Source organism: Tenacibaculum sp. nBUS_03 (assembly GCF_051201695.1).
Lineage (GTDB): Bacteria > Bacteroidota > Bacteroidia > Flavobacteriales > Flavobacteriaceae > Polaribacter.
The window spans coordinates 3,242,143-3,254,317 of sequence record NZ_CP179214.1; the positions used below are offsets into that span (position 1 = coordinate 3,242,143).

The 12,175-nt window shown below is 31.2% G+C and carries 8 protein-coding genes and 3 pseudogenes; 5 read left to right on the forward strand and 6 right to left on the reverse strand.

Going from position 1 to position 12,175, the window contains the following annotated elements:
- The first annotated feature begins 26 nt into the window (after window positions 1–26).
- Both ACMFBB_RS14785 and ACMFBB_RS14790 read left to right on the forward strand, forming a co-directional pair.
- Window positions 27–2,975: a hypothetical protein gene (locus tag ACMFBB_RS14785; RefSeq protein ID WP_435261520.1), complete on the forward strand. Its 2,949-nt coding sequence runs from the start codon at window positions 27–29 to the stop codon at window positions 2,973–2,975.
- Window positions 2,976–3,028: 53 nt separating this feature from the next.
- Window positions 3,029–4,618, forward strand: a complete 1,590-nt coding sequence (locus ACMFBB_RS14790) for an Ig-like domain-containing protein (protein ID WP_435264316.1) — start codon at window positions 3,029–3,031, stop codon at window positions 4,616–4,618.
- A gap of 54 nt (window positions 4,619–4,672) precedes the next feature.
- Here ACMFBB_RS14790 and ACMFBB_RS14795 read toward each other — a convergent pair.
- Window positions 4,673–5,496, reverse strand: a pseudogene (locus ACMFBB_RS14795) (IS1595 family transposase).
- 629 nt (window positions 5,497–6,125) lie between these two features.
- Here ACMFBB_RS14795 and ACMFBB_RS14800 point away from each other — a divergent pair.
- From ACMFBB_RS14800 to ACMFBB_RS14810, 3 genes are read left to right on the forward strand one after another with little or no spacing between them, the layout of a single operon-like run.
- Window positions 6,126–6,557 carry a VOC family protein gene (locus ACMFBB_RS14800; RefSeq protein ID WP_435261521.1) on the forward strand — a complete coding sequence of 144 codons (432 nt, stop codon included), beginning with the start codon at window positions 6,126–6,128 and terminating at the stop codon, window positions 6,555–6,557.
- The gene (locus ACMFBB_RS14805; RefSeq protein ID WP_435261522.1) at window positions 6,554–7,132 is read left to right on the forward strand and encodes a cysteine hydrolase family protein; all 579 of its coding nucleotides are present in this window, start codon (window positions 6,554–6,556) and stop codon (window positions 7,130–7,132) included. Before ACMFBB_RS14800 ends, ACMFBB_RS14805 begins: the two co-directional genes overlap by 4 nt.
- 6 nt (window positions 7,133–7,138) lie before the next feature.
- Window positions 7,139–8,086 (forward strand): 2-hydroxyacid dehydrogenase, encoded by a 948-nt coding sequence (locus ACMFBB_RS14810; protein WP_435261523.1) that lies wholly within the window; start codon window positions 7,139–7,141, stop codon window positions 8,084–8,086.
- Window positions 8,087–8,088: 2 nt separating this feature from the next.
- Here the strand turns inward: ACMFBB_RS14810 and ACMFBB_RS14815 are convergent, their stop codons facing one another.
- From ACMFBB_RS14815 to ACMFBB_RS14835, 5 genes and pseudogenes are all read right to left on the reverse strand, one after another.
- A complete protein-coding gene (locus ACMFBB_RS14815) occupies window positions 8,089–8,520 on the reverse strand; it encodes an Lrp/AsnC family transcriptional regulator (RefSeq protein WP_435261524.1) in 432 nt (143 codons plus the stop codon).
- A 151-nt stretch (window positions 8,521–8,671) separates the two neighbouring features.
- Window positions 8,672–9,512 (reverse strand): annotated as a pseudogene (locus tag ACMFBB_RS14820) (IS1595 family transposase).
- A gap of 78 nt (window positions 9,513–9,590) precedes the next feature.
- A complete protein-coding gene (locus ACMFBB_RS14825) occupies window positions 9,591–10,124 on the reverse strand; it encodes a hypothetical protein (RefSeq protein ID WP_435261525.1) in 534 nt (177 codons plus the stop codon).
- A 567-nt stretch (window positions 10,125–10,691) separates the two neighbouring features.
- A pseudogene (gene truB / locus ACMFBB_RS14830) lies at window positions 10,692–11,380 on the reverse strand (tRNA pseudouridine(55) synthase TruB).
- On the reverse strand, window positions 11,381–12,175 hold the full coding sequence (locus tag ACMFBB_RS14835) for an undecaprenyl-diphosphate phosphatase (protein WP_435261526.1): 795 nt from the start codon (window positions 12,173–12,175) through the stop codon (window positions 11,381–11,383).

The window sequence follows — 12,175 nt, forward strand, 5'->3', positions numbered from 1 at the left end:
TTTTGTGAAAAAAAATAATTGAATCTATGATGAATAAAATACTACTATTCTCGTTTTTTTTATGCTCCCTTTTTGTAAAATCCCAAGCTTTAAAAGCAACAATTGATGTTGTAAATCAAAACTGTAATCTTGGAGAGGTTAGAATAAATGCTTCAGGAGGAACTGGAGCTTATGTTTATGCAATAGCTTTATCAAATACTTTACCATCGCCAAGTTCATTTTCTGGAACTAACGTGTTTAATGTCTCCTCAGGAGAATACGATGTTTATGTTAGAGACAATGAAGGTAATATTGGCTTCAGCGAGGTTAAAAAAACAGTAGAAGTTATTCCAGTGCCTCCTTTGGAGTTTTCAATTGAAGTTAATAATCCCATATGCAATGGAACTGATGGTAGTGTTAACATTTTTGCTTCTGGAGGTTCTGGAAGCTATCAATACCAGATTGAAAATAGTGTTGGAGTAGTAATTCATGCATACTCATATAATAGTTCTTTTGATAATTTAACTACAGGTTTATATAAAGTATTTGTTATTGACTCTGATGGGTGTATGGTATCTAACGAATTTACAATAACTGAACCACCTGCTCTTTTTGTTTCTACTATGGTAAATCAACCAATTTGTAACGGTGATACAGGAAGTTTTATAGTTCAAGCAACCGGAGGTTCTGGTAGTTATGAATATAGTTTGTATAGTTCAGGAAATGTATTTCAAACTTATTCAGTTAATAATGTCTTTAATGGATTAACAGTTGGAGATTACAATTTGTTTGTTCGAGATTCTATGGGGTGTATCGAGTCAAGTCAAATTACAATAAATGAGTCTTTAGCACTTAGCAGTTCAGCTTCTCTTACTCAGAATTACAGTTGCACAACAAAAGGGGAGATTACTTTTGAGCCTGCTACAGGAGGTCTACCTCCATATCAATATGGGGTTAATGAAGTGTATTCACCCAATTTGATAAAAGGAAATTTAATTGAAGGCACTTATGTTTTAACTGTTCGTGATGTTAACGGTTGTATCGTATCAGTAGGAACAATAACTGTTGACCCAATACCTGAAATACTAGAATTAAGCAGTGAAATAACATATAATTGTGATGACACAGGTAATGTTTCGATTAGTCCTGCGAATGTTAATTATAGGTACCAACTTAATGGTGGCCTAGTGCAAAGTTCAAACCTATTTAATACACTAGTTCCTGGTGAACACGTTATCACAGTTCAAATAGCTCCTGATTGTTCCAAAGATATTACGGTTAATATTTTAGAAAATAAATTGTTTGCTTCAGAAATTATTAATAGTTCCAATGTAGAGTGTAATAAAGGAAGTGACGGTGAAATTACTTTTAAGGTTGAAAATTATAATTCTTCCTATCAGTATTCTATTGATGGAGGAGTTACATGGGCTACAGGATATGAAAGTCCATTAACAATAAATGATTTGTCGGCTGGTAATTATAATTTATTTGTTAGACCTAGTGATACTTCTCAGGCCTCTTGCGTTATTGATTTGGGAGAGGTTATTATTAGCGAGCCGTCACTTTTAACTGTTAACCTTACCTTATTAAAAGGGGCGAGTTGTGATTCGGGAGCAACAGTTGAGGTTACTGCCATTGGAGGCGAATCATCATATTTATACAGTATTGATAAAGGTACAACTTGGCAAAGTTCATCAACCTTTTTAGATGTAGCTCCTGGAGAGCATAACGTTTATGTTAGAGATTTTAATGATTGTATGGTAATTGATACAATGTTTATTGATTCTCCAGTTGAAATAGCATATAATGTAAATCCAACTTTATGTTTTGATGGGACTAATGGAGAACTGTTAGTAACAGTGGTGCAAGGGGTTGGGAATTATAGGTTTATCTTAAATGATACTGTTATTGGGGTTCCGACTCCTGTAAATTCAAATACCTATACTTTTAAAAACTTAACTCCTGGTGAATATACTGTAGCGGTAGAAGACGAATTAGGGTGCACCTCAGTAAAAACAACACATTTGATTTCTTCTAAGCTTGAGTTCACGACTGAAATAGTAAATTCCTCTGGATCCAATGATGGAGAAATTGTTGTGAATGGTTCAGGAGGAAAACCTCCCTATTTATATAGTATAGATAATGGAGTTACATTTATAAGTTCTCATTTTTTTGTCAATTTATTAGAGGGTAGTTATACGGTTATAATTAGAGATTCTAATAATTGTATGAATTCAGGTGTTGTGATTATTAATAGTCAAAGTTCTGATACCGATGGTGATGGGGTTCCTGATAGTATAGATACTGATGATGATAATGATGGAATTTCAGATCTACTTGAAGAGAGATTTGATACTGATGGCGATGGAATACCAGATAGTTTAGATTTAGATAGTGATAATGATGGTATTTTAGATGTAGATGAAGGCGGTAATGGTTATTTAGATACTAATGGCGATGGAGTAATCGATTCAAATGATACTGGATATAGTGATGTTGATAGAGATGGACAAGATGATGATTCTAAAAATATGTCTGAGCCTGATACTGATGCAGATGGGGTACTTGATTACTTAGATCTTGATAGTGATAATGACGGAATTAATGATGTTATTGAAGATGGAAATGTAGACATTAATAATGATGGAATTGCTGATGGTGGTGATACTGATGGAGATGGAATTGTTGATAGTGTTGATAGTGATAATTTTGGGTTTGGTGAAGGTAATGGAGGAGAATCAGATAATACTGATACTGATGGAGACGGAGTGTCCGATTATAATGATCTAGATAGTGATGATGACGGTATTAATGATATAGAAGAAGGTGGGAACGATGATTTAGATGGAAATGGATTGGTAGATGGTTCAGACAGTGATGGTGATGGGATTTTAGATGAGGTAGATGAAGAAGGTTTAGTATTTGGAGATACAGGAAATTCAGATGTAAATGATACTGATCCAACGGATCCTACAGTGGAGGAACAGGAGTTGTAGTTGATAGTGGAATTGATTCCGATGGAGATGGAATAGCAGACAGCGTAGATGGTCTGGATGGTTTTGGGGATAAGAATACTAATGCTCCTAATGCAATTGAGGACTTTTTTGAAGTAGATCAGAATGAGACAATAGTAATTAATGTATTTGAGAATGATGATTACGTACCAGTTATGGGGACTTTGGTAGTGTCAACTCCTTCTAATGGTGTAGTCTCGATAAATAATAATGGAACAGTAGGTGACATAAGAGATGATGTAATAAGCTATACACCTAATACTAATTTTGTAGGAGAAGATATTTTTCAATATGAAATATGTGACGCAAATAGTTCATTGTGTAGTTCAGCTCCGGTAGCAATTATTATAAATTCAGTAAATACAACCAATGCAAATGATGACTTTTTTGATGGTTATTCAAACAGTTCTATATCTGGAAATGTATTGTTTAATGACGAAGATTCTGAGGGGGACAATCAAACGGTAAGTGTAATTCCAGTTATTAATGTAAGTAATGGAACGTTAATTTTGAATGTTGATGGTACATTTGATTATACTCCGAATGCTGATTTTACTGGAGAAGATAGCTTTGTCTATCAGCTATGCGATGATGGAACTCCGCAAGCTTGTGATTCAGCTTTAGTAACCATAAAAGTTTATGAAGTTAGTGCTCCCTTATCCGCATCTGTTGACGTGGAGCCCATTCCGTATTCAGGAGATTGTGGAAAGATAAAGGTTACTGCAGATGGTGGGTTAGGTTCATTTAGCTATGATTTAGAGGATTCTACAGGTACTATACTTGTTGAAAATACTACAGGTCTTTTTAGAATATGTAATTCAGGAAGTTATAAGGTAATAGTTTCTGATGGAGTTACTACCTATAAAACTGATGTAATAAATATTGAAGAACCTTTAGCTGTAACTATTAATTCTGTTGTTTTAACCCCTTCAGGAAATGAACCTAGTGGAATAATAGAAGTAAATGCGACAGGCGGTTCTGGCGTTTATCAATTTAAGTTAAATGCTGATACTTTTAAGGCTTCAAATAAATTTGTTGATTTACCTTCAGGAAGCCATATTATTGTTGCACGAGATTCTAATAATTGTACTTCAGTTGAATTTACAGTTACCCTAGAAGCGGTTGATATAGATAATACAGTTGTTCAAAATAAAAATACATTAGAGGTAAGTTATAAAGACGCTATTAATTATCAATGGATCAACGTGGGTACTAATGATAGGATTCCTGGCGCTACAAATAGTTTGTATAATCCAAAAGAAGCAGGTAGCTATCAAGTCGAAATGACAATATCTAGTCGAAGAACAATAGTAACAAAGCACGGTAATAGTTCAGTTAATGCTACAAAAAAAGTATATTCTCCAGTTATCGATTTCAAATTAGGTACTCTTCATATAGATGATTTAGGAAAAGAAGCCGTTAAGATTTATCCTAATCCTACAGATGAGTTTTTAACAATATCTTCTGACTTATTTAATAAAGAATATAAAATTTATTCACTTTTAGGAAAAGAAGTCGGAAGTGGGGTTTTAAACAATAAAAAATTAATGTTGAGTCATCTCTCAGTAGGAGTATATTTCTTAAAAGTAGAAAATTATAAAATGGCTAAATTTGTTAAAAAATAAAGATACTAGCTTTAGAAATAAAAAAGAGGTAAATTAGTTTTTAAAGGTGTTAATTTAAGTACTTATTTTAATTTGATAAAAATGAATACTTTCGTGTTTGATCATTCTTTTAATTAGGTTGTCAAAAATAGTTTGCTTGTGTATTGACCTGTTCAAACGATAACTGTATTCATCCAAGAATAGACACTTCTTAAACCTTCTTTTACTTGATGAATGGTATTAATTTCAAAAACATCTTATAGTTGAGTGAGTTTGTACTGTTTTTTTAATGGTTTGTATCCAGTCCATTTATCTGCAGTTACATTGGCTTTTGTGTCAATGTGACTCACAAATATTTTAGATAATTCCTCTGATGTATAATTATCTATGGTTTTAAAATAGATAAGCTTTATTCTTTTTTTCATCATCCTTCTCTACTGCCAAAACGACTTTCATCTTATTACTATCATTGCTCCTTCCTTGTTTCAAGTCTTCTTTACCTCCATATACAAATTCATCAACCAAAACATCTCCTTCAATAGGATGTTGCTCACTGCTAGACATGGCTAATCGGACTTTGTGCATAAATAACCAAGCAGTAGGTCTACTAATATTTAAAAGTCTTGCCATTTGAGAAGCAGAAGTACTTTTAGTACAGGCACTCATCTCAAAAACAATAGTAAAAGCCTTACGAAGCCCAAACTTTACTTTGTGAAATAAAGTATTAGCACTAGGGCTCTCTATATGATGAAATAAATTACAATCTCTAGCAAAATTAGGTTTACGCATCATTTATTATGACCATATTTTTTACAGGTAAAACCTTCTGGCCATTTAATCTTACCCAAATATTTATGGCAATCTAAATCAGATTTAAAGGTATCTAAAAAATCTAAAATGCTTTCTCCTTTGCATTAATCCATAATATATATATATAGACAAACAAGTCAAGTAAATATCTTTACACCTCTAAATCAAATTTTAAAAAATTAAATATTTTAATCTTTTATGTGAATTCTCTATCGTGTTTTTGGTAAATGTGTATAGAGAGATATTGAACATAACTTCAAGCTTAAAAAAATGTCAGTTAAAGTGTTTTTAATTAAAAATATATTGAAAACAATTGATTTTTACTACTAGAAAGTTTCTCATACAAAAAACGAACGATTTTCACCCGAATAAATACTTTTAAGCACAACAATCATTATATGAATTCCATATTTATGTTACTTAAAACTTAGTAAGCTCATTTATTTTATATGTAATCGATTTGAACTTTAATTAACTATATATAATATTCATCTTTTTATAAAATAGCAAGATTGTGAGTTTTAAGGTACTTGTAATTAGTTTATTTGGACAGATAAAAAATCTACACAAGCTCTTTTTTACCATAGACTTTAAAAATTAAAGATTAATGTATTGAAAAGAATTTTTTATAAAGAAAAAATAAAGTTCCTATTTATTTTTGAAATAAGGATGGCCTTGAATGTAGATAAATTTGTATTAATTAAAAATCGAATATATTATGAAAGAAATCTTACCATTTCATTTGGCGATTCCTGTGCAAGATATAGAGAAATCTAAAAAATTTTACAAAGAGGTCCTGGAATGCTCTGAAGGAAGGAGCTCTAGTACTTGGATAGATTTGAATTTTTTTGGACACCAATTGGTTCTCCACAAGAAAGAAAATCTTGATAAAATAGAAGAGAATACGACCAATTTAGTAGATAGTAAAAATGTTCCTATTCCGCATTTCGGAGTAGTTTTAACCATGTCTATTTGGAGGCAACTTGCAGAAAACCTTAAAAAGAAAGAGGTGAAGTTTATCATTGATCCATACATACGTTTTGAAGGAGAGACAGGAGAGCAGGCAACGATGTTTTTTTTAGACCCGTCAGGAAATGCTATAGAGTTTAAAGCTTTTCAAAACATTACAACCCAATTATTTGAAAGATGATAGATAATTTTGAAAAACATTCCGCTATCGTATGTATAGATTTTCAAAAAGAATATCTATATACTACTTCCGAGAAATTTCCTAGTAGTATTGAGGCTCAATTTCCACAACTATCTAATAATGTTAAAAATTTACTCTCTAAGGCAAGAGATAGAAATATGTTTATCATTCATGCGAATGAGAAAGATGATAAAGAAAAAAGTAAATGGATGCCTTGGTGGTATACGTTACATCCATTAGGTTTTGGTGATGGGCATGGTGATATAGCCCCTTTTGCTAAACCCTTACCAAACGAAGTACTATTTACCAAGCATACTTTTGACTTATTTTCCAGTGTGGGAGATGCTTTTGACATTTATGCCAAAAAACACCAAATAAATCGATTGTATTTCTGCGGAGTACTAACGAAGGCTTGTGTTATGTTTTCTGCAAATTCTGCATTTTCAAGAGGTTATGAAGTCTATGTTTTAGAAGATTGTTGTGGAGATCGATCTGTTGCAGAACATAAGGCAGTATTAGATCTGTATGATCAATATCATATAAAAGTAATTAATTCGAATAATTTATTTTTTTAATATTAAATGAAGAGTGTTTTAATTTCGCTTTTTAATAAAGACGAGAGTATTTGGGTGAAGTATTTAGAAAATTACTTGCCTGATTATAAGGTATACAGAGCAGAGGTTGATGCTTATGATCCCGAAATGATTGATTACGCTGTTGTTTGGAAGCCAAAAGAACATTTTTTTTACGGCTTAAGGAATTTAAAAGTTGTATTTAATACGGGAGCAGGTGTTGATAACCTGATGAAGTTTAGTCAGCTATCTGAGGTGCCAATAATAAGAATTGTCCCTGAAGATTTAAAAGATTCTATGCTACAGTATATACTTTTTAGTGTATTGTACTATCATCGGAATATGCATGTATTAGAGGAAGCACAAAAACGACGAAAGTGGATTACTTTACAAGAACCAAAAGCAGAAGATATAAATATAGGAATATTAGGATTAGGATTTATTGGTAGTGAAATAGCTAGTTTTTTAGAGACTATGAAATATAATGTTTTAGGTTGGAGTAGAACTAAAAAAGTGATTAAAGGAATAACTACTTTTTCAGGGAAAACAGGACTTAAAAATATGGTTAAAAAGAGTGATATTCTGATTTCACTTTTACCACTAACACAAGAGACAAAAGGATTAGTCAATAGAGATTTACTAGAAGACTTACCCAAAAATAATTCCTTTAAAGGAGCGTTTTTTATTTCATGTGGTCGAGGAGGAGTGCAAAAAGATGATGATATACTTTGGGCATTAAATAAAGGTGTTTTAAATGGAGCAACTTTAGATGTTTTTCAAAATGAGCCTTTACCTAAAAAATCTCCTTTGTGGAGTCATCAAAGAATAAGAATTACACCGCATTTAGCGGCATTGAATAATCCTAAAGATTCTTGTGAGTTAATAGTGGAGCAAATCATGAAGGTTGAGAAAGGTGAAAAGTTGAATAATATTGTTGATTTTACAAAAGGGTATTAATATTATTTTAAGTAGTTCTCTTCTATTGAAATTTCTGATAAAATAATATGAGACTTAGTATCTCCGTATTTCATTAATTTATCAATTATTTCTTGTAAATGAAGCCTGTCCTTAAGTACTAAAAAAAGCATAACATTTTGCTCACCAGTAATTCGATATGCTTTTTTTACTTCAGGAAAAGTTTTAATAATACTCAAGAAACTTTTTAATTTTCCATGAAATAAATTAACTGTCATGAAAGTTTCAATATCATAGCCCAGTAGTTTATAATCTAGTTTGATATCATAAGATTTTATAACACCATGGTCTTCCATTTTTATAATTCGTTCCTTTAGTGCAGGCGGGGAAAGATAAACTTTCTTAGCTAAATCTGAATAACTCATTCTAGCATTTTCTTGGAGTATATTTAAAATTTTTTTATCTATTTGATCCATTATTTCTTCTAGTAAAAATTAGTACTTAAATGTAAGCTAAAATAACAAATCCATTGCAAGTAATACAGGTGTTTACTGCTAGACTTAATATCTTTTTAGAGGTGTTAATTTAAGTACTTATTTTATTTTGATAATAATGAATACTTTCGTGTTAGATCATTCTTTTAATTAGGTTGTCAAAAATAGTTTGCTTGTGTATTGACCTGTTCAAACGACAACTGTATTCATCCAAGTGTTTTTGAAAATGCCCATCATCCGTCTAATAATAGACACTTCTTAAACTTTCTTTTACTTGATGAATGGTATTAATTTCAAAAACATCTTTTAGTTGAGTGATGTTGTACTGTTTTTTTTATGGTTTGTATCCAGTTCATTTATCTGCAGTTACATTGGCTTTTGTGTCAATGTGACTCACAAATATTTTAGATAATTCCTCTGATGTATAATTATCTATGGTTTTAAAATAGATAAGCTTTATTCTTTTTTTCATCATCCTTCTCTACTGCCAAAACGACTTTCATCTTATTACTATCATTGCTCCTTCCTTGTTTCAAGTCTTCTTTACCTCCATATACAAATTCATCAATCAAAACATCTCCATCAATAGGATGTTGCTCACTGCTAGACATGGCTAATCGGACTTTGTGCATAAATAACCAAGCAGTAGGTCTACTAATATTTAAAAGTCTTGCCATTTGAGAAGCAGAAGTACTTTTAGTTCAAGCACTCATCTCAAAAACAATAGTAAAAGCCTTACGAAGCCCAAACTTTACCTTGTGAAATAAAGTATTAGCACTAGGACTCTCTATATGATGAAATAAATTACAATCTCTAGCAAAATTAGATTTACGCATCATTTATTATGACCACATTTTTTACAGGTAAAACCTTCTGGCCATTTAATCTTACCCAGATATTAATTAATGGCAATCTAAATCAGATTTAAAGGTATCTAAAAAATTTAAGATGCTTTCTCCTATGTTTTGGTCTATATAATATATATCTAGACAAACAAGTTAAGTAAATATCTTTTCACCTCTATTAGTTTATTTACCTCTTTTTTATTTCTATTAAAAGAAACTAAATCCTATTCCAAAAGAAAGACTATCGAGGTTACCGTTTTTAAAATGCGCTATTTTTTTTCTATGAAAGTCGAGCTTCAATACTGCATGCCAGTGAGAACTCGATCCTATTTGAAAGCCAAAACCAAATTTATAATAGTTCCCATTTTCATATTTATGAGAAGGTCTCCACATCTTTCCATAACTAACTTCAGTAAAAAAAGAATCATACCCATCATTTGATATATTGTACCGGAGGGTACCATATGTTGGTATTGAATTGATGTTAAACCTTGTGTGGTGGTCATATCCAATATTGAAGATTGCAGCCCATCGTTTATCGAATTGATAGCCAGCTCCTACTCTAAACATTAAAGCGGAGAACTTAAGCATGCTCTCATCATCGTCATTAAATAGCTCATAATCTTCATTGATACCGAGAGTGAAATTAAGGTCACCAGTAAAAAAAGGATGCGCTTTATCGCTTTGAGAGAATAATGAAGTTGTTAAGGTTAGAAGACTGATAAGCAGTAGTTTTTTCATGTTAAATTAATTTTTGACTACTCAACCAAAAATTGTTCCATACTTTTTTGTAAATGAATAATGTATTAGGAGTAATCAATAATTTAAAAAGAAATAGGAGTAGAGGCCAGTATTTAGGCACTCATAGAAATTACTTTCATGAAAAAGAATGTTTACAATAGATAGAGACGGTACAACAAAATTAACAATTGCTAATAATAAACTTAATAGTTGAAAACTATCAAATAAAGTGTTAGCAAAGTATGAAAAAGAGATTGAAGTGAAATTTAGAAAATAGAAAAACGTAAGGATAATTTGTTTTTTATATTACTCTTAATAAATAGTAGTGTTAGTGTTTGTTTATATGGTATTTATTTCGATTTTCAAAAACAAGAGGAGAGAGCATTTCTGAGTAAATTGTATCACTTAAAAAGGTATCTATAAAAACATTAAATCTAATTCAGAATGACAGTAATTGGCTAGCAAAAGAGTATTCTAAAAAAGCAATGTTTTATTATGTTAAATCCTTAGAGCGATTATCTGATGATAGTATTCCTAAGATTAAGTTACAAGAAGTAAAGGAATGTATTAATTTTCTATAGAAGAAATAAACTCTTCAATACTTAAAGCATTGTTTACAGAGAAATCACCAATTTTTGTTCTTCTTAAAGCTGATAAATGAGCACCAGAATTAATAGCTAAGCCAAAATCGTATGCTAAAGAGCGAATATATGTTCCTTTACTACAAACAACTCTAAAATCAATATTAGGTAAGTTAATATTGGTAATTTCAAATTCAGTGATTTCAATTTCACGTGATTTTATTTCAGTAGTTTCACCTGCACGAGCTAATTCATATAACCGTTTACCTTCTTTTTTTATAGCCGAAAAAATTGGTGGTTTTTGTTGAATTTTACCAATGAAATTATTGGTAGTATTATGTAGTAAGTCCTCAGTGATATGATCAATAGGAAATGTTTTGTCTATTTCTGTTTCTAGATCATAGCTAGGAGTAGTCGATCCAATTGTAAAAGTACCAGTATATTCTTTTATTTGACCTTGGTAAGTTTCAATTTTTTTAGTTTGTTTTCCTGTACATAAAATTAATAATCCAGAGGCTAAGGATCTAAAGTTCCTGCATGCCCAACTTTTATTTTTTTTATGTTATACTGTTTACGAATATGCCAGCGAATTTTATTTACTACTTGAAATGAAGTCCACTCTAAAGGTTTGTCAATCAATAAAACCTGTCCGTTTTTAAAATCTTCTGCAGTCATTTAAAAAAATAAAGAATAACTAATAGCTAATAAACCTACAATAGCACAATATAAAGAAAAGTAAGATAATTTACTTTTTTTAACTAGTGAAATCATCCATTTACAAGCAAGTAAACCAGAAATAAAAGCAGCTGTAAATCCTGCCATAAGAGGAATAGTCTCGGAGCTTTGAAAATTAATATCACCACCTAAAAGATCTTTAGCTACTTTTCCAAAAATTAAAGGAACTACCATTAAGAATGAAAAACGAGCAGCTTTGGTACGGTCAACACCTAATAAAACAGAAGTAGAAATTGTTGCTCCTGAACGAGATATTCCAGGTAGCATTGCAATCGCTTGTGAAATACCGATAATTACAGAGTTTGAATAGGATACATTTTTAGTAGTATTTTTGGCTTTGTCAGCTAGTAATAGTAGTGCAGCGGTAACTAAAAGCATGCAGCCAACTAGTAATATTTTACCACCAAAAAAACTTTCTAGTTGTTCTTCAAATGATAACCCAACAATAACCGCTGGAATCATAGAAAGGACAATTTTTAAAGAGAATTTAGTTTGTTCATTCCATTTAAACTGAAATAAGCCTTGAAAAATTTCTAAAACTTCGTTTCTAAAAATAACAAGAGTACTTAAAGCCGTTGCAGCATGTAAAATTACGGTAAAAGTTAAGCTTTCTTCGGGTACAGAGGTATCCCCGAAAATTGCCTTAGCCAACTCTAAGTGACCGCTTGATGACACTGGTAAAAATTCTGTTAATCCTTGAATAATTCCAAGAATTATTGCTTCTAATAGATCCAT